This is a genomic window from Streptomyces sp. SolWspMP-5a-2 (genome assembly GCF_900091845.1).
GTDB lineage: Bacteria > Actinomycetota > Actinomycetes > Streptomycetales > Streptomycetaceae > Streptomyces > Streptomyces doudnae.
The window spans coordinates 22,392-45,993 of record NZ_FMCI01000167.1 but is presented as its reverse complement, the minus strand read 5'-3'; the positions used below and the strand labels follow the sequence as shown (position 1 = coordinate 45,993).

Annotated in this window: 20 protein-coding genes and 1 riboswitch; of the genes, 7 read left to right on the top strand and 13 right to left on the bottom strand. The window is 71.2% G+C overall.

The features are described 5' to 3' along the window. Positions 1-320 precede the first annotated feature (320 nt). The 5 genes from GA0115242_RS17370 to GA0115242_RS17350 all read right to left on the bottom strand — a co-directional run bounded on the left by GA0115242_RS17370 (position 321) and on the right by GA0115242_RS17350 (position 7,094). A complete protein-coding gene (locus tag GA0115242_RS17370; protein ID WP_093829411.1) occupies positions 321-1,334 on the bottom strand; it encodes a ribonucleotide-diphosphate reductase subunit beta in 1,014 nt (337 codons plus the stop codon). Beyond that, positions 1,334-3,694, bottom strand: coding sequence for a ribonucleoside-diphosphate reductase subunit alpha (locus tag GA0115242_RS17365; RefSeq protein ID WP_093829409.1), 2,361 nt, complete (start codon positions 3,692-3,694; stop codon positions 1,334-1,336). Before GA0115242_RS17365 ends, GA0115242_RS17370 begins: the two co-directional genes overlap by 1 nt. Before the next feature lie 124 nt (positions 3,695-3,818). Next, a riboswitch (cobalamin riboswitch) is annotated at positions 3,819-3,965 on the bottom strand. A 339-nt stretch (positions 3,966-4,304) separates the two neighbouring features. Then, on the bottom strand, positions 4,305-5,915 hold the full coding sequence (gene mctP, locus GA0115242_RS17360) for a monocarboxylate uptake permease MctP (RefSeq protein ID WP_093829407.1): 1,611 nt from the start codon (positions 5,913-5,915) through the stop codon (positions 4,305-4,307). Then, positions 5,912-6,175, bottom strand: a complete 264-nt coding sequence (locus tag GA0115242_RS17355; protein WP_176729838.1) for a DUF3311 domain-containing protein — start codon at positions 6,173-6,175, stop codon at positions 5,912-5,914. The genes mctP and GA0115242_RS17355 overlap by 4 nt, the downstream gene beginning before the upstream one ends. 154 nt (positions 6,176-6,329) lie before the next feature. Next, the gene (locus GA0115242_RS17350) at positions 6,330-7,094 is read right to left on the bottom strand and encodes a GntR family transcriptional regulator (RefSeq protein ID WP_093829405.1); all 765 of its coding nucleotides are present in this window, start codon (positions 7,092-7,094) and stop codon (positions 6,330-6,332) included. Positions 7,095-7,501: 407 nt separating this feature from the next. Between GA0115242_RS17350 and GA0115242_RS17345 the strand changes: the two genes are divergently transcribed. From GA0115242_RS17345 to GA0115242_RS17330, 4 genes are all read left to right on the top strand, one after another. After that, positions 7,502-8,782: an extracellular solute-binding protein gene (locus GA0115242_RS17345; protein ID WP_093829403.1), complete on the top strand. Its 1,281-nt coding sequence runs from the start codon at positions 7,502-7,504 to the stop codon at positions 8,780-8,782. Positions 8,783-8,906: 124 nt separating this feature from the next. Then, the gene (locus tag GA0115242_RS17340) at positions 8,907-9,896 is read left to right on the top strand and encodes a carbohydrate ABC transporter permease (protein ID WP_093829401.1); all 990 of its coding nucleotides are present in this window, start codon (positions 8,907-8,909) and stop codon (positions 9,894-9,896) included. After that, positions 9,893-10,756: a carbohydrate ABC transporter permease gene (locus GA0115242_RS17335; RefSeq protein ID WP_093829399.1), complete on the top strand. Its 864-nt coding sequence runs from the start codon at positions 9,893-9,895 to the stop codon at positions 10,754-10,756. Before GA0115242_RS17340 ends, GA0115242_RS17335 begins: the two co-directional genes overlap by 4 nt. Before the next feature lie 10 nt (positions 10,757-10,766). Next, a complete protein-coding gene (locus GA0115242_RS17330; RefSeq protein ID WP_093829397.1) occupies positions 10,767-12,299 on the top strand; it encodes a glycoside hydrolase family 3 protein in 1,533 nt (510 codons plus the stop codon). Between the two features lie 81 nt (positions 12,300-12,380). On the opposite strand, the gene nagB is transcribed toward GA0115242_RS17330, so the two are convergent. Further along, positions 12,381-13,166: a glucosamine-6-phosphate deaminase gene (gene nagB / locus GA0115242_RS17325; RefSeq protein ID WP_093829395.1), complete on the bottom strand. Its 786-nt coding sequence runs from the start codon at positions 13,164-13,166 to the stop codon at positions 12,381-12,383. Positions 13,167-14,025: 859 nt separating this feature from the next. On the opposite strand from nagB, the gene GA0115242_RS17320 reads away from it, so the two are divergent. After that, complete coding sequence (locus GA0115242_RS17320; RefSeq protein ID WP_093829393.1) at positions 14,026-15,492, top strand: sensor histidine kinase; 1,467 nt, start codon at positions 14,026-14,028, stop codon at positions 15,490-15,492. A 237-nt stretch (positions 15,493-15,729) separates the two neighbouring features. Here the strand turns inward: GA0115242_RS17320 and GA0115242_RS17315 are convergent, their stop codons facing one another. Together GA0115242_RS17315 and GA0115242_RS17310 are read right to left on the bottom strand one after the other, a co-directional pair. Further along, entirely contained in the window at positions 15,730-15,987 is a 258-nt protein-coding gene (locus GA0115242_RS17315; RefSeq protein WP_003992873.1) for a WhiB family transcriptional regulator, read from the bottom strand. Positions 15,988-16,307: 320 nt separating this feature from the next. Further along, positions 16,308-17,276 carry a diacylglycerol/lipid kinase family protein gene (locus GA0115242_RS17310; RefSeq protein ID WP_093829391.1) on the bottom strand — a complete coding sequence of 323 codons (969 nt, stop codon included), beginning with the start codon at positions 17,274-17,276 and terminating at the stop codon, positions 16,308-16,310. A gap of 128 nt (positions 17,277-17,404) precedes the next feature. Here GA0115242_RS17310 and GA0115242_RS17305 point away from each other — a divergent pair, with 128 nt between their 5' ends. Beyond that, positions 17,405-17,911: a hypothetical protein gene (locus GA0115242_RS17305; RefSeq protein WP_093829389.1), complete on the top strand. Its 507-nt coding sequence runs from the start codon at positions 17,405-17,407 to the stop codon at positions 17,909-17,911. A gap of 273 nt (positions 17,912-18,184) precedes the next feature. On the opposite strand, the gene GA0115242_RS17300 is transcribed toward GA0115242_RS17305, so the two are convergent. The 3 genes from GA0115242_RS17300 to GA0115242_RS17290 all read right to left on the bottom strand — a co-directional run bounded on the left by GA0115242_RS17300 (position 18,185) and on the right by GA0115242_RS17290 (position 20,198). After that, complete coding sequence (locus GA0115242_RS17300; protein WP_093829387.1) at positions 18,185-19,267, bottom strand: RNA polymerase sigma factor SigF; 1,083 nt, start codon at positions 19,265-19,267, stop codon at positions 18,185-18,187. Further along, complete coding sequence (locus tag GA0115242_RS17295) at positions 19,264-19,677, bottom strand: anti-sigma regulatory factor (RefSeq protein WP_004925829.1); 414 nt, start codon at positions 19,675-19,677, stop codon at positions 19,264-19,266. The genes GA0115242_RS17300 and GA0115242_RS17295 overlap by 4 nt, the downstream gene beginning before the upstream one ends. Before the next feature lie 260 nt (positions 19,678-19,937). Next, the gene (locus tag GA0115242_RS17290; RefSeq protein WP_093829385.1) at positions 19,938-20,198 is read right to left on the bottom strand and encodes a UBP-type zinc finger domain-containing protein; all 261 of its coding nucleotides are present in this window, start codon (positions 20,196-20,198) and stop codon (positions 19,938-19,940) included. 62 nt (positions 20,199-20,260) lie between these two features. On the opposite strand from GA0115242_RS17290, the gene GA0115242_RS17285 reads away from it, so the two are divergent. Then, on the top strand, positions 20,261-21,856 hold the full coding sequence (locus GA0115242_RS17285; protein ID WP_093829383.1) for a Na+/H+ antiporter: 1,596 nt from the start codon (positions 20,261-20,263) through the stop codon (positions 21,854-21,856). 21 nt (positions 21,857-21,877) lie between these two features. Here the strand turns inward: GA0115242_RS17285 and GA0115242_RS17280 are convergent, their stop codons facing one another. After that, the gene (locus GA0115242_RS17280; protein ID WP_093829381.1) at positions 21,878-22,828 is read right to left on the bottom strand and encodes a 1-aminocyclopropane-1-carboxylate deaminase/D-cysteine desulfhydrase; all 951 of its coding nucleotides are present in this window, start codon (positions 22,826-22,828) and stop codon (positions 21,878-21,880) included. Positions 22,829-22,921: 93 nt separating this feature from the next. After that, positions 22,922-23,512: an N-acetylmuramoyl-L-alanine amidase gene (locus tag GA0115242_RS17275; RefSeq protein WP_093829379.1), complete on the bottom strand. Its 591-nt coding sequence runs from the start codon at positions 23,510-23,512 to the stop codon at positions 22,922-22,924. Between the last annotated feature and the right edge of the window lie 90 nt (positions 23,513-23,602).

Genomic DNA, 23,602 nt, shown 5'->3' with positions numbered 1-23,602 from the left:
CGGCGGGCGGACGACGTGGCGACGGCGGGACGGTCCGGGCGGTGCTCGGGGGCGCCGCCGGCGCCGTCGGTCCCGCCGCCGCAGCCCGCCAGCAGCAGGCTCAGCGCGCAGACGGCGAGGGCGGTGCGGGGCGTCGTTGCTCGTACGGGTCGCATGGGGCCTCCTCACCCCTGGGACGTACCGGCCCCGCTTCCGGATCCACCCCGGCCCGCCGCCGGGGCCCGCACGCACGCGGACGGCCCGGGGAGTCGCTCCCCGGGCCGTCCGTGACGAATCCGTGCGTGGCCCCGGTCACCGGCGCGGGCCGGACCGGGAACCGGTCAGAACTCCTCGTCGAAGTCGACCGTGCCCTCCACGGCGACCTGGTACGCCGAGGGACGGCGCTCGAAGAAGTTGGTCAGCTCCTGCACGCCCTGCAGCTCCATGAAGGAGAACGGGTTCTCCGAGCCGTACACCGGCGCGAACCCGAGCCGGGTCAGCCGCTGGTCCGCGACGCACTCCAGGTACTGGCGCATCGACTCGGTGTTCATGCCCGGCAGGCCCTCGCCGCACAGGTCGCGGCCGAACTGCAGCTCCGCCTCGACGGCCTCCCGCATCATGTCCGTGACCTGCTGCTGGAGCTGGTCGTCGAACAGCTCGGGCTCCTCCTTGCGGACCGTGTCGACCACGTCGAAGGCGAAGCTCATGTGCATCGTCTCGTCACGGAAGACCCAGTTGGTGCCGGTGGCGAGACCGTGCAGCAGACCGCGGCTGCGGAACCAGTAGACGTACGCGAAGGCACCGTAGAAGAACAGGCCCTCGATGCACGCGGCGAAGCAGATCAGGTTGAGCAGGAAGCGGCGCCGGTCGGCCTGCGTCTGCAGGCTGTCCAGCTTCTCCACCTCGTTGATCCACTTGAAGCAGAACTCCGCCTTCTCGCGGATCGAGGGGATGTTCTCGACCGCCGCGAAGGCCGCCGTGCGGTCCTCCGGGTCGGGCAGGTACGTGTCGAGCAGCGTCAGATAGAACTGGACGTGCACGGCCTCCTCGAACAGCTGACGGCTCAGGTACAGCCGCGCCTCGGGGGAGTTGATGTGCTTGTACAGCGTCAGCACCAGGTTGTTCGCCACGATCGAGTCACCGGTCGCGAAGAACGCCACCAGGCGGCCGATCAGGTGCTGCTCCTCGGGCGAGAGCTTCGCCAGGTCGGCGACGTCCGAGTGCAGGTCCACCTCCTCGACGGTCCAGGTGTTCTTGATCGCGTCCCGGTAGCGCTCGTAGAAGTCCGGGTAGCGCATCGGACGCAGGGTCAGCTCGAAGCCGGGGTCGAGCAGGTTCTTGGCTTCGCTGGTCATTACTGGCATGCCTCGCAGGACTCGGGGTTCTCCAGGGAGCAGGCGACCGCGTCGGGGTCGGCGGCCTGGACGGGGACAGTGGCCTGCGCCTGGGCCTGGGCGGCCCGCGCGATCCGGGTCGCCGGACGCGAACGCAGGTAGTAGGTGGTCTTCAGGCCCGACTTCCACGCGTACGCGTACATCGAGGAGAGCTTGCCGATGGTCGGCGTCTCCAGGAACAGGTTCAGCGACTGCGCCTGGTCGAGGTACGGGGTGCGGGCCGCGGCCATGTCGATCAGACCGCGCTGCGGGATCTCCCACGCCGTGCGGTACAGCGCCCGCACGTCCGCCGGGATCCAGGCGAAGTCCTGCACCGAGCCGTTGGCCTCGCGCAGCGCCTCGCGGCTGCGGGCGTCCCAGACGCCGAGCTTCTTCAGCTCCTCCACCAGGTAGGAGTTGACCTGGAGGAACTCGCCGGAGAGCGTCTCGCGCTTGAACAGGTTGGAGACCTGCGGCTCGATGCACTCGTACACGCCCGCGATGGACGCGATCGTCGCCGTCGGGGCGATGGCGAGCAGCAGCGAGTTGCGCATGCCGGTGGTGGCGATCCGGGCGCGCAGCGCGTCCCAGCGCTCCGGCCAGGTCGGCTCGACGCCGTAGTGGTCGGGGTGCAGCACACCGCGGGCGGTGCGGGTCTTCTCCCAGGCGGGGAGCGGCCCGTTGCGCTCGGCGAGGTCGGCGGACGCCTCGTACGCGGCGAGCATGATCCGCTCGGCGATCCGGGTGGAGAGCGCCTTCGCCTCGGCCGAGTCGAACGGCAGCCGCAGCTTGAAGAAGACGTCCTGCAGGCCCATCGCGCCCAGACCCACGGGCCGCCACTTGGAGTTGGAGCGGCCCGCCTCCTCGGTCGGGTAGAAGTTGATGTCGACGACCCGGTCGAGGAACGTCACGGCGGTGCGGACGGCCTCGTCCAGGCGCTCCCAGTCGATGTCCCCGCCGGCCACGAACGCGCCGACGTTGATCGAGCCGAGGTTGCAGACCGCGGTCTCGCCGTCGTCCGTGACCTCCAGGATCTCCGTGCAGAGGTTCGAGGAGTGCACGACGTGGCCCGGCTCGGCCGTCTGGTTGGCGGTCCGGTTGGCCGCGTCCTTGAAGGTCAGCCAGCCGTTGCCGGTCTGCGCGAGGGTGCGCATCATGCGGCCGTACAGCTCACGGGCCGGCATGGTCTTCTTCGCCAGGCCCGCCGCCTCGGCCGCGCGGTACGCGGCGTCGAACTCGTCGCCCCACAGGTCGACCAGGTCCGGCACGTCCGAGGGGGAGAACAGCGACCACTGCCCGTCGGCGTTGACCCGGCGCATGAACTCGTCCGGGATCCAGTGCGCGAGGTTCAGGTTGTGCGTACGCCGGGCGTCCTCACCGGTGTTGTCGCGCAGCTCCAGGAACTCCTCGATGTCGGAGTGCCAGGTCTCCAGGTAGACCGCGGCCGCGCCCTTGCGCCGGCCGCCCTGGTTGACGGCGGCCACCGAGGCGTCCAGCGTCTTCAGGAACGGCACGATGCCGTTGGAGTGCCCGTTGGTGCCGCGGATCAGCGAACCGCGGGAGCGGATGCGGGAGTAGGAGAGGCCGATGCCGCCCGCGTGCTTGGAGAGCCGGGCCACCTGGTGGTAGCGGCCGTAGATGGAGTCCAGCTCGTCCAGCGGCGAGTCCAGCAGGTAGCAGGACGACATCTGGGGGTGGCGGGTACCGGAGTTGAAGAGGGTGGGCGAGGACGGCAGGTAGTCCAGGCGGCTCATGAGCCCGTAGAGCGCCGAGACCTCGTCGACCGAGCGGGCGGTGTCGTCCTCGGCGAGACCGGCGGCGACCCGCAGCAGGAAGTGCTGGGGCGTCTCGACGACCTTGCGGGTGATCGGGTGGCGCAGCAGGTAGCGGCTGTAGAGGGTGCGCAGGCCGAAGTAGCCGAAGCGGTCGTCGCCGCGCAGGTCGATCAGCGCGTCCAGGCGGGAGGCGTGCGTGCGGGCGAACTCCGCGGTGCGGTCGGCGATCAGGCCCTCGCGGTGGCCCACGGCGATCGACTCGGTGAAGGACGTGACGCCCTGGGTGGCGGCCTCGACGGCGATGCTGATGGTCAGCAGCCGGGCGGCGAGCCGCGAGTAGGCGGGGTCCTCCGAGATGAGTCCGGCGGCCGCCTCGGTGGCCAGCTCGCGCAGCTCCGCCTCGTCGGCCCGCGCGGACCGGCCGCGCAGCGCGGAGGCGGCGACCCGGCCGGGGTCGGCGTCGGGGAGGTCGGCGGTCAGCTCGGTCAGGGTCCGCAGCAGCGCGGCACCGGGGCCGTCGTTCTCCACCGGGGTGACTGAAGCCGGGTCGACTGGCGCGATGGTCACGTGGGGGCTCTCCCTCGCTCGGCACGGGGGCCTCGAAGAGGGCAGGGGTCGGCCGCGGGCGCACACACGCCGCGTCCGACCGCCCATTCCGCGAGGCCCGGACGTCTCAGGGCGCCCGGACCGGGAGGCCGGGCGCGCTGTCGGCAGGTCCTCGGACTGGACGTGCGTACGGAACGCGGGTACGCGAATGTACGCAAGTACACCGTTGCGGGACAGTTCCGGATTCGCACCGGATTCCCCTGCGGCGACAGCGAGCATGAGCATACATCTAGTGCCGGGCTGCGGTAGCACCCCCAGATGTTGTGTCGCGCCGGTCTCGGAGCGTCAACTCGTAGGTGAGCAGAGTGATCTGGGCGGGCCCCGGGCGGACGGGTGCGTGAGGGACGGATGTGCGGTCCGCCGGGTGGCTCGGGAACGCCCCGGGAAGGGCCCTGTGCGCTCGACGCGGGCCCGCCGGGAGACCCGTCCGGGTGCGGCGGGGGGCGCCGCGCGGACGGTGGCGCGCGGGCCGGTCCAGCGGCTCGCGGGGGAGCGGTTCCGGAGCGTGACAGCGGGCCGCCGTCTCCTTCGACGGCGGCCCGCTGCGGGTCGTGCGCGGTGTGCGGGTGTCTCAGTGGGTGGAACCCGCCGTCGCCGGGGGCAGTTCCACCTCGACGCCCGGGTCGCCCGCGTCCGCCGTGTAGTCCTGGGGGCGGGTCTCGTCGACGCCCTCGGGCGCCTTCAGGGCCCGCAGGACGAAGGTCGCGACCACCACGACCAGGGCGTTGAGGACGAACGCGGTCATGCCGATGTAGCCGATCTCACCGATGCCGGGGATCTCGTCGGAGGAGCCGCCGAAGTGCTTCTGGGTCGGCGACGCCACCCCGTACGCGGCGACCGTGCCGTAGACCATGCCGACCGCCCAGCCCGCGAGCAGCGCCCAGCGGTGGCACCAGCGGGTGAACAGGCCGCCGACCAGGGCCGGGAAGGTCTGCAGGATCCAGATCCCGCCGAGGAGCTGGAAGTTGATGGCGACCGTCTTGTCCATGGTGAGGACGAAGACCAGCGCGCCGACCTTCACCAGCAGCGAGACCAGCTTGGAGACCCGGGTCTCCTGAGCGGGCGTGGCGTCCGGCCGGATGAAGTCCTTGTAGATGTTGCGGGTGAAGAGGTTGGCCGCCGCGATGGACATGATGGCCGCGGGCACCAGCGCCCCGATCCCGATCGCCGCGAAGGCCACGCCCGCGAACCAGTCCGGGAACATGTCCTCGAACAGCTGCGGGATGGCGAGCTGCCCGTTGTCCACCTTCACCCCGGCCGCGATCGCCATGAAGCCCAGCAGCGCCAGCAGGCCGAGCATCAGCGAGTACAGGGGCAGGATCGTGGTGTTGCGGCGGATCACGTCCCGGCTGCGGGAGGAGAGCGTCGCGGTGATCGAGTGCGGGTACATGAACAGGGCCAGCGCGGAGCCGAGCGCCAGCGTGGCGTACGTCCACTGACCCGCGGCCGGGGGCGCGAGCCCGCCCACGCCGGTCGTGGTGAACTTCGCGTCGGCCTTGGCGAAGATCTCGTCGAAGCCGCCGAGCTTGATCGGGATGTAGATGATCGCCACCGCGATGACGAGGTAGATCAGGGTGTCCTTCACGAACGCGATGAGCGCGGGGGCCCGCAGTCCCGAGGAGTAGGTGTACGCGGCCAGCACGCCGAAGGCGATCAGCAGCGGCAGGTCCTTCACGAACCAGTTGGTGCCGTCGTCGCCGCCGACGCCCATCACGTCGAGGACCGCCTGGATGCCGACGAGCTGGAGGGCGATGTACGGCATCGTCGCGAGGATGCCGGTGACGGCGACCGCGAGCGACAGCCCCTTGGAGCCGAACCGGCCGCGCACGAAGTCCGACGTCGTCACGTAGCCGTGCCGGTGCGAGACCGACCAGAGGCGGGGCAGGAAGGTGAAGATGAGCGGGTAGACCAGGATCGTGTACGGCACCGCGAAGAAGCCGGCCGCTCCCGCCGCGTAGACGGCCGCGGGCACCGCGACGAAGGTGTACGCGGTGTAGAGGTCGCCGCCCAGCAGGAACCAGGTGACCCAGGTGCCGAACGACCGTCCGCCCAGGCCCCATTCGTCGAGGCTGTGCTCGTTCTCGGCCTTGCGCCAGCGCGCGGCCAGGAAGCCGACGACGGTGACGGCCACGAAGAAGAAGACGAAGACGCCGAGCGCGACGCCGTTCACGCCGTCCTTCACTTCGCCGCACCACCCTTCGCGGTGGCGCGGGCGCTCTGGTCACGCTGCCACAGCCGGTACGCGGTCATGGTGAGCGCGGTCGAGATCAGCACCCACGCCATCTGGTACCAGTAGAAGAACGGGATGCCGATGAACGCCGGGTCCGTCTTCGCGTACGACCCGACCCAGAGCATCGCCACGAAGGGCGCCACCAGGCAGACCGCGATCACCACCCGTACCGGTGTCACCACCGGTGGCTCCGTCTCCCGCACATCGGACATACCGCGGCTCCGTCCCCTCGCTGCGAACCTGCACTTCACGTGCGCAATGCGCAGGCAATCTAGGTCACGGTGTCAGAGCTGCGGAAGACCCCGGCGGCATATCCGTATGCCGATTCGGTGAAGGAGTGGACGGGGGTACGAAATGTGAACTCGCTCAGTCCTGCGGGCGCTTGAGGCGGGCGACGAACTTGTAGCGGTCGCCCCGGTACACCGAGCGCACCCACTCGACCGGTTGCTGGGTGCGGTCGAGGGAGTGCCGGGAGAGCATCAGCATCGGCAGACCGACGTCGGTGCCGAGCAGCCCGGCCTCGCGCGGGGTGGCCAGCGAGGTCTCGATGGTCTCCTCGGCCTCGGCGAGATGGACGTCGTACACCTCGGCGAGCGCGGTGTAGAGGGACGTGTACTTCACCAGCGAACGGCGCAGCGCCGGGAAGCGCTTGGCGCTCAGGTGGGTGGTCTCGATGGCCATCGGTTCGGCGTTGGCCATCCGCAGCCGCTCGATGCGCAGCACCCGGCCGCCGGCCGTGATGTCGAGGAGCCCGGCGAGCCGGTCGTCGGCGGTGATGTAGCCGATGTCCAGCAGCTGCGAGGTGGGTTCGAGCCCCTGGGCGCGCATGTCCTCGGTGTACGAGGTGAGTTGGAGCGCCTGGGAGACCTTCGGCTTGGCGACGAAGGTGCCCTTGCCCTGGATGCGTTCGAGCCGCCCCTCGACGACCAGCTCCTGGAGGGCCTGGCGGACGGTGGTGCGGGAGGTGTCGAACTCGGCGGCGAGGGTCCGCTCCGGCGGTACAGGGGTGCCGGGCGTCTGCGTGTCCGTGATGTCCAGCAGGTGCTTCTTGAGGCGGTAGTACTTGGGCACGCGCGCGGTACGGACGGTTGCCCCACCCTCGTTCTCCGCACTGCCGACGTCGGTGCTCATGCTCTGCCTTCCCGGCTCCTGGTGCAGATGCGACCGGCGCCCCGTCGGCCACGGCTCACATCGTGGCACGGCCGCGTGCGGGTGGACCCGCACGCTCCGTGATCCCCTCTGTATACCGTCGTGCCCCGCGTTGGTCTAGTCCACCACCTCAAGTGGTCTACCGGGAGGACCCCCGCGCGGGGGCGCATTTTCGAGGGCTTCTTACTTAAAGGTTCCTGCATATGTAGGTCCCATAACGGCTGGTCGGAGCCTATTCGGCCACCCTTGACACGCTTGTTGGTCTGGGCCAAGCTCCCCCTACTGGTCTACACCATTGGTCCAGGTCCCGGCTCCACGGGCGGTACGTATGTCGACGACGGTCACCGCGGGGAGGCAGGGGGGTTTGTGGCATCCCTGAGGAGGATGGCGTGAAGCGCAAGCTGGTAGCCGCGATCGGTATCGCGGGCATGATGGTCTCCATCGCGGCGTGCGGGGACAGTGACAAGGGCTCGGACAAGCAGGGGGCGGACGCCAAGGAGCTGACCGTCTGGCTCACCGTCGACGCCCAGAACAACTGGCCCGACCTGGTGAAGGCCGCCGACGCGGCGATCACCAAGAAGCACCCCGGCATCAAGATCAACCACGAGTACTACGGCTGGCCGGACAAGAACACCAAGCTCGACGCCGTCCTCGCCACCGACAAGGCGCCGGACGTGGTCGAGATGGGCAACACCGAGATGCTCGGCTACATGGTCAAGGGTGCCTTCGCGCCCCTGGACGCGGCCAAGTTCGACAACTCCTCCGCCTGGCTCGACGGCCTCAAGGCGTCGGTGACCTACGACGGCAAGACGTACGGCGTCCCGTACTACGCCGGTGGCCGGGTCGCCAACTGGCGCAAGGACGTGTTCGCCGCCGCCGGGGTCAAGACCCCGCCGAAGACGTACGCGGAGCTGACCGCCGCCCTGGACAAGGTGCAGAAGAAGGAGGGCGACAAGTTCTCCGCCTGGTACCAGCCCACCCGTGACTGGTACGCGGCCATGTCCTTCGTCTACGACGCCGGCGGCGCCATCGCCAAGGAGGAGGGCGGCCAGTGGAAGGGCAGCCTCTCCTCGCCCGAGTCGCTCAAGGGCCTCGGTGAGTACAAGAACGTCGTCGACAGGTACATGCACGGCGACAAGACCAAGGACGAGTCCGACCGGTACATCGTCTACGGCCAGGGCAAGTCGGGCATGATCTTCGGTGCGGCCTGGGAGGGCGCGACCTCCGCCGACCCGAAGAACGACAAGACCGGCAAGCTCAAGGACAACCTCGAGAACTTCGTGATGCCCGGCCCCTCCGGCAAGAACATGCCGGTCTTCCTGGGCGGTTCGGACCTCGCGGTCCCGGTCAAGTCCAAGGCGCAGGACGTCGCCGCCGAGTGGATCAACGCCTTCACCGGTCCCGCCGGTCAGAAGGGCCTGATCGCCAAGGGCAACCTGCCCAACAACAAGACCGACCTCGCGACCCTCAAGAGCGACCCGGCGACGGCGGTCCCGGCCACCGCGGCCGAGTCCAACTGGTTCGTCCCGATGGCGCCCGGCTGGGGCCAGGTCGAGAAGGCCCAGGTCCTCCAGACGATGCTGCAGAACATCGGCACCGGCAAGAAGTCGGTCGCCGACGCCGCGAAGGAAGCGGACGCCGCGATCGACAAGGTCATCAACACCAAGTGACGCGAGGCGGGACCCCGTCCGACGGCGGGGTCCCGCCTTCCGTGGGCCTGTACGACCGCCAGGGCGGGAGGTACGGGGCTCGTGGGACCGTACGACCTGATGAGGGACCGCTGAGGAGCGCGCGATGAGTGCCGCAGACACCACCACCCCCGCCAAGGTGCCGCCACCGCGGCAGGCACCGCCACCGCCCGCCGCCGCCGGGAAGCCGCGCCGCGTGCGGACCCAGGGCGGCGCGACCACCCCCTGGCTGCTGCTCGCCCCCTGCCTGCTGATCCTGGCGCTGGTCCTCGGCTACCCGCTGTTCCGCCTGCTCAGCCTCTCCTTCCAGAAGTTCGGGCAGTCCCAGCTCTGGGGCTTCCAGCCCGCCGAGTGGGTCGGCTTCGACAACTTCACCGGGGTGCTCGGGGACGGCGAGTTCTGGCAGGTCGTGCTGCGCACGATCGTCTTCGCGGCCGGGTCCGTCGTCTTCACCATGGTGCTCGGCATGCTCGTCGCGCTGCTCCTGCAGCGGGTCTCCGGCTGGGTGAAGACCCTGATCAACATCGTGCTCGTGGCGAGCTGGGGCATGCCGATCATCGTCGCCACCACCGTCTTCAAGTGGCTGTTCGACGCCGACTACGGCATCCTCAACGCGCTCCTCAGCAAGCTGCCGGGCGTCGAGATGATCGGCCACAACTGGTTCGCCAGCGGCCCCCAGGGCCTGGCCGTGATCATGCTCCTGGTGATCTGGGGAGCCGTCCCGTTCGTGGTGATCACCCTCAGCGCCGGTCTCACCCAGGTCCCGGCCGAGCTGGAGGAGGCCGCCCGGCTCGACGGCGCGGGCGCCTGGGGCGTCTTCCGGTACGTCACCCTGCCCATCCTCAAGCCGATCATCGTGATGCTCACGACTTTGTCGGTCATCTGGGACATGGGCGTCTTCCCGCAGGTCTTCGTGATGCGCAACGGCCATCCCGAGGCGGAGTTCCAGCTCCTCACCACCTACTCGTACGACCGTGCCTTCGTGGTCAACGACTACGCGCAGGGCTCGGCGATCGCCCTCATCACCGTGCTCCTGCTGCTCGGTGTCGTCGCCGTCTACATGCGTCAGATGCTGAAGATCGGAGACGTCGAATGAGCAGCGCGAGCACCGCGACCGCCCCCCGGGCCGTGCGCCCGCCCCGCAAGTCCAAGCTCGGCTGGAACGTCCTGGGGCTGCTGGTCTTCGTCGTCGCGGGCTTCCCCGTCTACTGGATGCTCAACACGGCGTTCAAGCCCGCCAAGGACGCCATCGACCCGGACCCGAGCCTGCTGCCGTCGTCCCTCACGCTGTCCAACTTCAGCCGCGCGCTGGACATCGCGGACTTCTGGGGCCCGGTCGGACGCAGCCTGGTCGTCTCCCTCTCGGTGGTCGCCATCGGCGTCGTCGTCGGCCTGCTGGCCGCGCTCGCCATCTCCCGGTTCGCCTTCCGCGGCCGCAAGATCGTGATCGTCGGCATCCTGGCGGTGCAGATGATCCCGCTGGTCGCCATGATCATCCCGGTCTTCCTGCTCCTCAACGACCTGGGGCAGTACGACAAGCTCACCGGCCTGATCATCACCTATCTGACCTTCATCCTGCCCTTCACGGTCTGGACGCTGCGCGGGTTCATCGTCAACATCCCTAAGGAGCTGGAGGAGGCGGCCATGGTCGACGGCTGCAGCCGCACCGGCGCCTTCGTCCGGGTGGTCTTCCCGCTCCTCGCCCCCGGCATGGTCGCCACCTCGGTGTACGGCTTCATCCAGGCGTGGAACGAGTACCTGTACGCCCTGATGCTGCTCAGCCAGAAGAACCAGACGGCGACCGTCTGGCTCGGCAACTTCACCACCAAGCACGGCACCGAGTACGCCCCGATGATGGCGGGAGCCACCATGATGGCCCTGCCCATCGTCGTCCTCTTCCTCCTCGTCCAGCGCAAGATGGCCGCGGGTCTGACCGCGGGCGCCGTGAAGGGATAAACGCCCCCCGATGACGACATTCGCCAGCGGCACCGACACCCTGACGCGGGACGCGCTCACCGTTCTCCAGCCCGGCTTCACCGGCACCACCGCCCCCGACTGGCTGCTGCGGCGGCTCGGCGAGGGCCTCGCCTCCGTCGGCCTCTTCGGCCGCAACATCGCCTCGCCCGAGCAACTCGCCGCGCTGACGGCCCAGTTGCGCGCCGAGCGGGACGACGTCCTGGTGGCCATCGACGAGGAGGGCGGCGACGTCACCCGCCTGGAGGTCCGCGCCGGATCCTCCTACCCGGGCAACCACGCCCTCGGCGCGGTGGACGACCCCGAGCTGACCCGCGAGGTCGCCCACGACCTCGGCCGACGGCTCGCGGCCTGCGGCGTCAACCTCAACTGGGCGCCCTCGGCCGACGTCAACTCCAACCCCGGCAACCCGGTGATCGGGGTCCGCTCCTTCGGCGCCGACCCCGCCCTGGTCGCCCGGCACACCGCCGCCTACGTCACCGGTCTCCAGGCCGCGGGCGTGGCCGCCTGCACCAAGCACTTCCCCGGCCACGGCGACACGGCCACCGACTCCCACCACGCGCTGCCCCGCATCGACGTCTCCGCGGCCGACCTCGCCGCACGCGAGCTGACGCCCTTCCGCGCGGCGATCGCGGCCGGCACCCGCGCCGTGATGAGCGCCCACATCCTGGTCCCCGCCCTGGACCCGGAGCGCCCCGCGACCCTCTCCCGGCGCATCCTCACCGGCCTGCTGCGCGAGGAACTCGGCTACGACGGCCTGATCGTCACCGACGGCATGGAGATGCAGGCCATCTCCGCCGGCTACGGCATCGAACGCGGCAGCGTGCTCGCCGTCGCCGCGGGCGCCGACGCCATCTGCGTGGGCGGCGGCCTCGCCGACGACGACACCGTCCGCAGGCTGCGCGACGCCCTGGTCGGCGCGGTCCGCGCCGGTGAACTCCCCGAGGAACGCCTCGCCGAGGCGGCCGCCCGGGTGCGGACGCTCGCCACCTGGACGGCGGGCGCGACGGCCCGCGAGCCCGGCGGCCGGGCGGACGGCGGTCCGGTCGCCGACGCCTCCGACGTCGGCCTGCGGGCCGCCCGACGGGCGCTGCGGATCACCCCGGGCACCGGCCGCCCCTTCACCCCGCTCACCGAGGCGCCCTACGTCGCCGCCCTCACCCCGGTCGCCAACATCGCCGTCGGCGACGAGACCCCCTGGGGCGTCGCCGCCGAGCTGCTGCGGCTGCTGCCCGGCACCGGGACCGGCAGCTTCTCCGGCGACGGCGCGGGCCCCGCCGCCCTGGCCGCCGCGGGCTCCCGCCGGGTGGTCGCCGTCGTCCGCGACGAGCACCGGCACCCGTGGATGGCCGCGGCCCTCGACGCCCTGCTCGCTGCCCGCCCGGACACCCTGGTCGTCGAGATGGGCGTCCCGCAGGCCGCTCCCCGCGGCGCCCTGCACCTCGCCACCCACGGAGCGGCCCGGGTCTGCGGCCGCGCCGCCGCTGAGGTCATCGCGGGCACCCGGCCGCCGACCGCGCCCTGACCCGGGGGCGACGGCCCGTCGCCCCGCCCCGCGCACACCGAAGGCGCCGGCCCCCGAGGGGACCGGCGCCTTCGGCCGTGCTCAGATGCCCTGCCAGTCCGGCTTGTTGACGTAGGTGTGGCGGAAGTACTCCGCGAGCTTCAGCTTGGAGGCCGCGGCCTCGTCCACGACGACCGTCGCGTGTCCGTGCAGCTGGAGCGCGGAGGCGGGGCAGACGGCGGCCACCGGGCCCTCGACGGTCGCCGCGACCGCGTCGGCCTTGCCCTCGCCGGTGGCGAGCAGCACCAGGTGCCTGGCCTCCAGGATGGTGCCGATGCCCTGGGTGATGACGTGGTGCGGGACCTGCGTCAGATCGCCGTCGAAGAAGCGCGCGTTGTCGACGCGGGTCTGCTCGGTGAGCGTCTTGATGCGGGTGCGGGAGACCAGGGAGGAGCACGGCTCGTTGAAGCCGATGTGCCCGTCCGTGCCGATCCCGAGGATCTGCAGGTCCACCCCGCCCGCCTCGGCCAGCGCCCGGTCGTACGCCTCGCAGGCGGCCCGCACGTCCTCGGCCGCGCCGTCCGGACCGAGGAAGGCGTCCATGCCGATGCCGAGCTGATCGAGCACCTCGCGCCGCAGCACCGAACGGTAGGACTCGGGGTGGTCGGCCGGCAGGCCCACGTACTCGTCGAGCTGCGCGATGCGCGCCCGCGTGGTGTCCACCGCACCGGAGCGCACCTTCGCCGCCAGCGCCTGGTAGACGGGCAGCGGCGTCGAACCGGTGGCCACCCCGAGCAGGGCGTCGGGCTTGCGCCGCAGGAGCTGCGCCAGCGCGTCGGCGATCAGCTCGCCACCCGCCGCGGCGTCCGGGACGATGACAACTTCCACGCTGGTCCTGCCGTTCTGAGGGGACCGCGGGAACGGTCCGGAGAGGGCTATGTGGTTTAGACCAATCTAACAGAATTCACTCCGACGGCCCAGGTGCGGACCGCCCGTCCCACTCGCTCACCTCCCGCTGTCACCCGCCGCAAAATTCCCCCCACGCGAGGCGGCGAGCAGATGAACACGCAGGCCACGCCCCCCTTCCGCGCTCCCCTTCCATGCCTCTCTTCCGCGGCGGCCTCGACAGCGCCGCCCCGGACCTGCGGCATGCCGCGGAGGGCGGAGGGCGCGGCGCGGCGCGGGGGCGAGGGTGGGGCGGGACGGGGACAGGGGCGCGGGCGGCATGGAGCGCGCCATGCCGAGGTGCGCCGTACCGAGGTGCGCCGTACCGAGGTGCGCCGTGCCCTACCGGGCCGCACCGAGTCCGCGGTCGTTCGTTCGCCGGATTGCTCCGCCCGAAGGCCCCCACGGACGAGGGGCGCGGGCTAGGCTGCGGAGTGGATACCAGGACGTCCGAGTATGTCCGCGAGCCGCCGGGGAACAGCACCGGAAGCGACGGCAACAAACAGGCTCCGACACATGGACACACGTAGTGGTCTAGTCCACAATCGTAGGAGTGGCGGAACGGCGCCACGGCACACGACTTCCGCCTTCCCCGCACAGGAGGGCGGACCGAGGACCCGGAGCTCTCTGCCCTGACTGCCCCGGATCCTCATCCTTCGGCCGACCGGGACCGCACACCCCACGGCCGATGCTGCTCCGGGCTGCGGTGCCGGGAGGGTCGAGGGTCCCTCCCAGGCGCCGCGGCCCGCGGGTGTCCCGGGGCCCGCGCAAACCGGGAGGTACGCTCCCTTCCGTGCCCTCCATGAACGAACTGGTCCGCCAGCACACCGCCCTAGACGACTCCGACCTGGAGTGGCTCCATCTGCTGGTCTCGGAGTGGCAGTTGCTCTCCGACCTCTCCTTCGCCGACCTGGTCCTGTGGGTCCCCACCCGCGACGGCACCCGGTACGTCTCGGTCGCCCAGATGCGCCCGAACACCGGGCCGACCTCCTACCAGGACGACATGGTCGGCCACCTCGTCCCGCGCGGCCGCCGTCCCATGCTCGACGCCGCCCACGACGAGGGCCGGATCGTGCGCGAGGGCGATCCCGAGTGGCGCGAGGAGGTCCCGGTCCGGGTCGAGTCGATCCCGGTCCGCCGCGAGGGCCGGGTCCTCGGTGTCATCGCCCGCAACACCAACCTGCTCACCGTGCGCACCCCGAGCCGCCTCGAACTGACCTATCTGCAGAGCGCGTCCGACCTCGCGCAGATGATCGCGGCCGGCTCCTTCCCGTTCCCGAACCAGCAGATGGACATGGACGCGGCCCCCCGGGTCGGCGACGGACTGCTGCGGCTCGACGCGGACGGCATCGTGCAGTACGCCTCCCCGAACGCGCTCTCCGCCTACCACCGGATGGGCCTCGCCTCCGACCTGGTCGGCCAGCACCTCGGCGTCACCACCGCCGAACTCGCCCCCACCCGGGGGCCGGTGGACGAGGCCCTGGCCAAGCTCGCCAGCGGCTGGGCGCCCCGGGAGTTCGAGATCGAGGCGCACGACGGGGTGATCCAGTTCCGGGCGATCCCGCTCAAGCCGAAGGGCACCCGGATCGGCTCGCTCGTCCTGCTCCGGGACGTCACCGAACTGCGCCGCCGCGAGCGGGAGTTGATCACCAAGGACGCGACCATCCGGGAGATCCACCACCGGGTGAAGAACAACCTCCAGACGGTCGCCGCGCTGCTGCGGCTCCAGGCCCGCCGGATCGAGTCCGACCGGGGGCGGGAGGCGCTGGAGGAGGCGGTGCGGCGGGTCGGCTCGATCGCCATCGTGCACGAGACGCTGTCTCAGAACCTGGACGAGCGGGTGGAGTTCGACGAGATCGCCGACCGGGTGCTCGCGATGGTCGCCGAGATCTCGCCGGGCAAGGTCACCGGCCGCCGCACCGGACGCTTCGGCATCCTGGACGCCGAGGTCGCCACCCCGCTCTCCATGGTGCTCACCGAGATCCTCCAGAACGCGCTGGAGCACGGCTTCCGCGAGGGCGAGACCGGGACCGTCGAGGTGTCGGCGGTGCGCGGCGGCACCACGAAGGAGACGCGGCTGCTGGTCACCGTCCAGGACGACGGCGTCGGACTGCCCGAGGGGTTCGACCCGCACACCGCGGGCAACCTCGGCCTCCAGATCGTCCGGACGCTGGTGGAGGGCGAGTTGGGCGGGACCTTCGACATGGTGCCGGTGCCGGAAGGGGGCACCCGGGTCATCCTGGACGTCCCGGTGCAGGCCAACAAATAGGGGATCCGGCTCCGGACTCCGGCAGAAACGACTCTGCCGGATGTCCGCCGTGCGGAACGCCAACTCCCGTGACAGCAAAAGGCCCCGGACCTTCGAGAAGGTCCGGGGCCTGTGCTCGTTGCTGCTTGTTCGCTAAGCGTAAGCGCATCGGGGTACTGCGCGCTGCGGCTCGGGGGCGGGAGATGCGTACTCGCTGTACGCGCCGCCAAGCTCAGGCTGTGTACGGGGTGGATGTGGTCAGGCGGAGGCCTGACGAGCCCTGTTGCGGGCGGCGCGGCGCTTCATGGCACGGCGCTCGTCCTCGCTGAGACCACCCCAGACGCCGGAGTCCTGGCCGGACTCAAGCGCCCACTGCAGACACTGCTCGATAACCGGGCAGCGACGGCAGACGGCCTTGGCTTCCTCGATCTGCAGCAGCGCAGGACCGGTGTTGCCGATGGGGAAGAAGAGCTCGGGGTCTTCCTCGCGGCAAACGGCGTTGTGACGCCAGTCCATGGCTGCTACCTCTCCTTGGTATTACGTGCAAGTTGCTTGTGAATGTGAACGCTTTCACGAATCCCTCAACAAGTGAAGGGCCTACCGCCAGGTTCCCTGGTGTGGTCCTGTGTTTCGAAGAGGGGTTCCGGTGATCTGTGGAGGCTGGTGTTGCGGGGGCCGTCCCGATCGCCACGTAGAGACTCGCAAACCTCAGCGGCGGATACAACCCCTTCTGGAAAGTTTTTTTGATTCCTCGGTGTCGACTAGGTCACAGCCGTACTTCCATGGGGTGGACCCTGGCCTAAACGTTCGAGTGAAAGGACTTTGGCCTTTTCTGCTCACACAATCACACGCAGTGCACGGCGTACGCCTGTGAACGTCACGCTTCTGCGCAGTCCGAGGTGGTCGCCGTCCATCTGGAGGGGGAGGGGGGCCTTCGAATGCAAGGTGAACTGGTCCAGGTCGTGCAGGGCCACCGCATGCCTGCCATGGGGTCCCCGCTCGGGGGACGAAGTGAGCAATTGTGTGGCATACCGGGCAACCGCCACGGTCGACATGCGGCTGAGACCCACTACGTCGAGCCCGGTATCGAACGAAGCCTTAGGCGCGGCGTACACCGGACGATTGCCCAGATACGTCCACGGCGAGGTGTTGCAGATTATGGAGAGCACGAGATCGGTCACCGGATCGGCACCCGGCCGCTCCAAAGTGATAGTCCCCTGGCGGCGGTTGGGCTCCTGGAGGAACTGACGCATCACCTGGCGGAGATAGAGCGCGTGCGTGGATTTCTTGCCCCGCTCGCGCTGTTGTTCCACGCGCCCGACCACACCCGCGTCGAATCCCAGTCCCGCGCAGAAAGTGAACCAACGCGCGGGCGCCGCCTCGTCCTCGGTCCCCGGGGTGCCTTCGGCCCGCCCCATTCCGACCGTGCGTTCGCTGTTCTCGCGCAGTGCGTCCAGCAGCGCGCCGGTCGCCTCCACGGCGTCGTTCGGCAGCCCCAGCGCGCGGGCGAAGACGTTGGTGGAGCCGCCCGGGACCACCGCGAGCCGGGGCAGCCGCTCGGGGTCGGGGCCCGCGTGCAGCAGACCGTTGACCACCTCGTTGACCGTGCCGTCGCCGCCGAGGGCCACCACCAGGTCGATGTCGTCGCTGTCGGCCGCCTGCCTGCCCAGGTCGCGCGCGTGCCCGCGGTACTCGGTGGTGATCGCCTCCAGCTTCATCTCGCTGGCGAGCGCGTGGATGAGGACGTCGCGCGTACGTGCGCTTGTGGTGGTTGCCGCCGGATTGACCACGAGGAGTGCACGCATGGGTTGCAGGTTACCTACTGGGTGGTACCCGGCACAGGCCGAGGTAGGGATCCGGTAAGAGGCGGGGGCGTGAGCCTCGCCACGGAGGGAGCCCGGGGCGCCGCGCGGCCGACGGCTACCCTGCTGAGGTGACCAGAGAGCCGAACCCCGCCACCGAGGACTCCGTCGTCAGGCCCCCAGCGGACCGCCGTCCGCGCCGGCTGACGTACGCCGCCGCGCTCGCCGCGCTGGAGGGGGCCGCCCTCGTCGTGGGCGGCGCGTGGATGCTCGTCGGCGGCCTCACCGGGGACCCGGACGGCCGCGGCTCCGCCGTCACCGGCGGGATCACCCTGCTCGTCCTCGCGCTGCTGCCGCTGCTGGCCGCACGCGGTCTGCTGGGGCTGCGCGGCTGGAGCCGGGGCCCCGCGGTGATCACGCAGATCATGGCGCTGCCGGTCGCCTACACGCTGCTCCAGGCGGACAGCGTGGCCATCCCGGCGGGGATCGTCCTGGGGGTCGTCGCCGTCGCCGCGCTGGTCCTGCTGATCCACCCGGAGACGAACCGCACCCTCGGCATCCGGGGCCCGGGACGGGCGGACGCCGAGAAGGACCCCGCCGGACGCCCCCGCGACGGCGGACGCGCGACCGAGAAGTAGGCGGGCCGACACCGGGAGACGGCACGGCCGGGGGAGCGGCGCCGCGGGGCCGGGGTGATCGGCGCCGGGCCCTCGCGGGGGTGGTGTTCGGGGAGCCGGGCCGTCGCGTGGCCGGTGGCCGGGGCTGTTCGGGGAGGCCGGGCTTTCGCGGGGGCGATGGTGCCCAGGGAGGCCGACCTCCGCGGGGCCGGTGGACTGCGGTCCCCGGGGAACCGGGCCGTCGCGGGGTGCGTTCGTACTCGCTTCCGCGACGGCCGTCGGGCCGCCTCGCTGCTACTCCTCGACGAGGAGCTTCTCCCGGAGCTGCGCGAGGGTGCGCGCCAGCAGGCGCGACACGTGCATCTGCGAGATGCCGACCTCCTGCGCGATCTGCGACTGCGTCATGTTGCCGAAGAAGCGCAGCAGCAGGATCCGCTTCTCCCGGGGCGGGAGATCCTCCAGGAGCGGCTTCAGGGACTCGCGGTACTCGACGCCCTCCAGCGCCTCGTCCTCCGCGCCCAGGGTGTCCGCGACGGCCGGGGACTCGTCGTCCGTGTCCGGCACGTCCAGCGAGAGCGTCGAGTAGGCGTTCGCCGACTCCAGGCCCTCCAGGACCTCCTCCTCCGAGATCGCCAGCTTCTCGGCGAGTTCGTGGACGGTGGGGGAGCGGCCGTGCTGCTGGGACAGCTCCGCGGTCGCCGTGGTGAGCGCGAGCCGCAGCTCCTGGAGGCGGCGCGGCACCCGCACCGCCCAGCCCTTGTCACGGAAGTGCCGCTTGATCTCGCCGACGACCGTCGGGGTCGCGTACGTCGAGAACTCGACGCCGCGGTCCGGGTCGAAGCGGTCGACCGACTTGATCAGGCCGATGGTGGCGACCTGCGTGAGGTCGTCCAGCGGTTCGCCGCGGTTGCGGAACCGGCGGGCGAGGTGCTCGACGAGCGGCAGGTGCATCCGCACCAGCCGGTTGCGCAGCTCCGCGTACTCCGGGCTGCCGTCCTGCAGCCCCCGCAACTCGATGAACAGCGCCCGCGCTCCGCTGCGGTCGTGCGCGTCGTGAGGGGTGGCCGGTGGCGCGGCCGGTGGAGCCTGCTGCTCGTCTCGCTGGTGCTCGCTCATCGTCCCGCCCGTTGTCCTTCGCTGCGCCCTCGCGTCCGGGCGGACCGGTGAGACTCCGTTCCGCCCGCCCGGGGGCGTGCCCGGCGCGGCGCCCTCCCCCTCGCGTCCCCCGTCGTCCTGCGGGTGCGGGCGGGCCTGCTCGGGGATGCCGGTCACGCCGTCGACGGCGTCCCCCGCGCGCCGGGAACCACCTGCGCCGTCGGCCGGTGGCTCCCGGGTGCCGCGTTCTTCGTCACGCACCGGACCGTCCCCTGTCCTCACGCCGGCCCGGGTCCCGCGCCGCGCTGTTTGTAGAGGCTGATCGACACGGTCTTGTCCTCGTCCACCGCGGAGGAGACCTTGCCTGCCAGGGCGGACAGGACGGTCCAGGCGAAGGTGTCGCGGGACGGGGCGTGGCCGTCGGTGGTGGGCGCCGAGACGGTGACCTCCAGCGAGTCGTCGACCAGTCGGAAGACACAACTGAGCACCGAGCCCGGCACGGCCTGCTGGAGCAGGATCGCGCAGGCCTCGTCCACCGCGATGCGGAGGTCCTCGATCTCGTCGAGGGTGAAGTCCAAACGGGCCGCGAGGCCGGCCGTGGCCGTACGCAGCACCGACAGGTAGGCACCCGCGGCCGGCAGCCGGACTTCCACGAAGTCCTGGGTCGCGGGCTCGCCTGCGATCTGGGACACCCTCACCTCCAAGGTGGTACAAGCTTTTCGGGGCCGAGGGTCGCCCCCCGGGGTAACGCGATGAGTGGTTCAGCGGTGACGCTATCGCGCTCCGAACTGTCCTGTCCCCAGGACCCCATCCCCTTGCCGTCACTCATAGTAAACCTATGAATACGCTCCGTGGCTAGGGGGTCTGCGGGCCCAATTGGGAAGAGCGCGCGCCGGGTTGACGTACCCAGTGGCCGGACCGTCGAACCGTACTGAACCGGAGTCGCCTCCGGTCACACCAGGACGTGGTCCACGAAGCACCAACGCCAGCTCTCGCCCGGCTCGAAGGTCCGCATCACCGGGTGACCGGAATCCTTGTGGTGCCCGGTGGCGTGCTGTCCTGGCGAGGAGTCGCAGCACCCGACGTGGCCGCAGGTGAGGCAGAGCCGGAGCTGGACGGGGTGGGTGCCGAGCGCCAGACACTCGGTGCACGTCTCGCTCAGCGGGACGGGTTCCGGGTGCGGCAGCGCGTCGGCGTGCGTGCACTGTTTCATGATTGCCAGATTACGACTCCCGCGGGGACGACCGCGCGGAATGACGAGGGCGGGCGAGGACGATGGACGTGATGCCACTGCTGCTGCTGGTGGCGGGGAGCGCGGCGGTGGCGGCGGCGGCCCGGCGCACACCGGTGCCCGCGCCGCTGCTGCTCGTCGCGATCGGGCTGATCGTGTCGTACGTGCCCGGGGTGCCCGACTACACCCTCGACCCGGAGATCGTGCTGCCCCTGGTGCTGCCGCCGCTGCTGTACACCGCCGCCACCGACAGCTCCTACCTGGACCTCAGGGCGCAGCTCCGGCCGGTCGCGCTGCTGTCCGTCGGGTACGTGCTGTTCGCGACCCTCGTGGTCGGCTGGGCCGCCTACCGGATCGTGCCGGGGCTGTCGCTGACGGCGGCGCTGGTGCTCGGCGCGGTGGTCGCGCCGCCGGACGCGGTCGCCGCCACCGCGATCGCCCGCCGGGTCGGCCTGCCCTCCCGGGTCACCACGATCCTCCAGGGCGAGTCCCTGGTGAACGACGCCACGGCGATCACCGCCTACCGGGTCGCGGTCGCGGCGGCCGTCGGCGAGGGCGCCACCTGGGCGGGCGGTATCGGCGAGTTCCTGCTCGCCGCGTTCGGCGGTGTCGGCATCGGCCTGGTGCTGATGGTGCCGCTGCACTGGCTGCGCACCCACCTGAAGGAGGCGCTGCTCCAGAACACGCTCTCCCTGCTGATCCCGTTCGTGGCCTACGCGGCCGCGGAGCAGGTGCACGCCTCCGGTGTCCTCGCGGTCGTGGTCGTCGCGCTCTGGCTCGGCCACCGCGCGTGGGAGGTCGACTTCGCCACCCGCCTCCAGGAGGAGGCCGTCTGGAAGATGGTCGCGTTCGTCCTGGAGTCCGCCGTGTTCGCCCTGATCGGCCTCCAGCTGCCGATCGTCCTCAAGGGCCTCGGCGCCTACCAGGGGCTCAGCGCCGCCTGGTACGCCGTCGCCGTCTTCCTGGTCGTCGTCGCGGCCCGCTTCGTCTGGGTCTACCCGGCGACCTTCCTGCCCCGGCTGCTGTCCGCCCGCATCCGGGGGCGCGAGGAGAACCCCGGCTGGAAGGGCCCCTTCGTGATCGGCTGGGCGGGCATGCGGGGCGTCGTCTCGCTCGCCATCGCCTTCTCGATCCCGGTCGAACTGCACGACGGCGCCCCCTTCCCCGGGCGCAACCTGATCCTGTTCCTGACCTTCACCACCGTCATCGGCACGCTGGTCGTCCAGGGCGTCACCCTGCCCACTCTGATCCGGCTCCTGAAGCTGCCCGGCCGCGACTCACGGGCCGAGACGCTGGCCGAGGCCAACGCCCAGGCGCAGGCGTCCCGGGCCGCCGAACGCCGTCTCGACGAACTCCTGGCGGACGAGTCCAACGCCCTGCCGCCGCCGCTCGCCGACCGCCTGCGCACCGTCCTCGAACGCCGCCGCAACGCCGTCTGGGAGCGGCTCGGCCAGGTCAACCCGGTCACGGGGGAGACCGTGGACGACGTCTACCGGCGGCTGTCCCGGGCGATGATCAGCTCCGAGCGCGAGGTCTTCGTGCGGCTGCGCGACGCCCGCCACATCGACGACGAAATGCTCCGCACCCTGCTCAGACGCCTCGACCTGGAGGAGGCGGCGGCCTACCGGGAGACGGCGTGAGGGCCGCCGCCCGCGGGGGCGTCACCCGGTGAACGGCGCCCCGGTGATCACCGCGGCGACCGTCGTCCCGCGCGGGAACCCGCCCTCCTCGGCCAGGGCGACGAGTCCGTACAGCAACTTGGCGACATAGAGATGTTCCACGGGGACGCCGTGCCGGTCCTCGAAGTCCGCCGCGAACGCCTCCAGCGCGGCCGGCACGCGCGCGTAGCCGCCGAAATGGAAGCGGTCGTCCACGTCCCACGCGCCCACGCGGTGGCCGAACGCCGCCTCCTGGAGGGCCTGCGTCTCCCGGCCGAGGAAGCCGCCGCGCAGGACCGCGACGCCCAGCGCGCGCTGTCCCCCGGCGAGCCCCGCGGCGAGTCCGGCGAGCGTGCCGCCGGTGCCGCAGGCCACCGCGACGACGTCCGCGTGCCCGCGCAGTTCCTCGCCGAGCGCCCGGCAGCCGCGGACCGCCAGGACGTTGCTGCCGCCCTCCGGGACGACGTACGCGCGCGGGGCGTCCGCCGCGCGCAGCACGGCCGCCAGCGTCTCCGGCTCGGACACCCTCCGGTACGTCGAGCGGTCCACGAACCGCAGCCGCATGCCGTCGGCCGCGCACCGGGCCAGGGACGCGTTGAGCGGCCGGTCGGCCAGCTCCTGCCCGCGCACCACGCCGACCGTGGACAGCCCCAGGAGGCGGCCCGCGGCGGCCGTGGCGCGCAGGTGGTTGGAGTAGGCGCCGCCGAAGGTGACGACGGTCCGGCCGGCCGCGGCGGCGAGGTTCGGCGCCAGCTTGCGCCACTTGTTGCCGACGAGGTCCGGATGGATCAGGTCGTCCCGTTTGACGAGCAGCCGCACCCCGCGCCGCTCGAACCGGCCGTCCCGCACCTCCCGCAGCGGGGAGGGCAGGTTCGGCCGGAGGACGGCGCGCGGGTCGGCGGCGTGCCCCGGATCGGGGACCGCGGACGGGTCGAGGGGGGTGCTGCCGGTCACGTCACCATTGTGACCTGCGAGGACAGCGCGCCGCCCGGCGGTCCCGCGCGGCCGGGGCCACCCGGTCCTGACCGGTGGCCCAGGCCGCGACGGTCACTTCAGGCGGTCACGGACCCGGCCGCGCAGCCACGCCATGGTGAAGCCCCTGGGGTCCACCTTGCCCGGCTGCCACTCCAGGTGCCCGATCACCGACTTCTCCGTCCAGCCGTGGTGGCGGCAGACGGCTGCGGAGACCTTCTCGATCGCCTCCAACTGGGCCTGCGGCCACGGGTCCTTGCCGTCCCCGAGGTTCTCGCACTCGAAGCCGTAGAAGCGCGGGTTCCCGTCCGTGTTCGCCTCGTTGACGGGCGGCAGCGACTTCTCCGCGACGACCGCGCGCAGGACGTCGTCGTCGCCGAACCCCGCGTGGTTGGCGCGGCCGTAGCCGACCAGGTGGACCTTGCCGTCCTTGGCGATGACGCCGTGGCAGAGCGGTCCCGGCAGCTCGCTGTGGCCGTCCCGGCAGAGCGCCACCGTCCTCGCGGTGCCGCTCGTCACCGTGTGATGGATCATCACGCCGTTCACGGGGCCCCACGGCCCCTTGTGGTTGCGGTTGTGGTGCTCCCAGTCGCCGACCTCGACGACGGTGACGCCCTCGGCCCTGAGAGCGCGCAGGAACGTGCCCGCGGACATGGGTGAGGCCATGACCGCCCCTTTCTTCCGTGCTGCGCCGACGGCCGTCGTGCACGGCCGTCTCGTACCGCTGCTTGTACCGGAAGGAGCCCGTCCACATGC

Excerpts from the sequence above, each read along its gene's own strand:
- GA0115242_RS17370 (WP_093829411.1), bottom strand. The coding sequence starts at position 1,334 with ATGACCAGCGAAGCCAAGAACCTGCTCGACCCCGGCTTCGAGCTGACC.
- GA0115242_RS17355 (WP_176729838.1), bottom strand. The coding sequence starts at position 6,175 with ATGTCCGATGTGCGGGAGACGGAGCCACCGGTGGTGACACCGGTACGG.
- GA0115242_RS17350 (WP_093829405.1), bottom strand. The coding sequence starts at position 7,094 with ATGAGCACCGACGTCGGCAGTGCGGAGAACGAGGGTGGGGCAACCGTC.
- GA0115242_RS17340 (WP_093829401.1), top strand. The coding sequence starts at position 8,907 with ATGAGTGCCGCAGACACCACCACCCCCGCCAAGGTGCCGCCACCGCGG.
- GA0115242_RS17335 (WP_093829399.1), top strand. The coding sequence starts at position 9,893 with ATGAGCAGCGCGAGCACCGCGACCGCCCCCCGGGCCGTGCGCCCGCCC.
- GA0115242_RS17330 (WP_093829397.1), top strand. The coding sequence starts at position 10,767 with ATGACGACATTCGCCAGCGGCACCGACACCCTGACGCGGGACGCGCTC.
- GA0115242_RS17320 (WP_093829393.1), top strand. The coding sequence starts at position 14,026 with ATGAACGAACTGGTCCGCCAGCACACCGCCCTAGACGACTCCGACCTG.
- GA0115242_RS17315 (WP_003992873.1), bottom strand. The coding sequence starts at position 15,987 with ATGGACTGGCGTCACAACGCCGTTTGCCGCGAGGAAGACCCCGAGCTC.
- GA0115242_RS17310 (WP_093829391.1), bottom strand. The coding sequence starts at position 17,276 with ATGCGTGCACTCCTCGTGGTCAATCCGGCGGCAACCACCACAAGCGCA.
- GA0115242_RS17290 (WP_093829385.1), bottom strand. The coding sequence starts at position 20,198 with ATGAAACAGTGCACGCACGCCGACGCGCTGCCGCACCCGGAACCCGTC.
- GA0115242_RS17285 (WP_093829383.1), top strand. The coding sequence starts at position 20,261 with ATGGACGTGATGCCACTGCTGCTGCTGGTGGCGGGGAGCGCGGCGGTG.
- GA0115242_RS17275 (WP_093829379.1), bottom strand. The coding sequence starts at position 23,512 with ATGGCCTCACCCATGTCCGCGGGCACGTTCCTGCGCGCTCTCAGGGCC.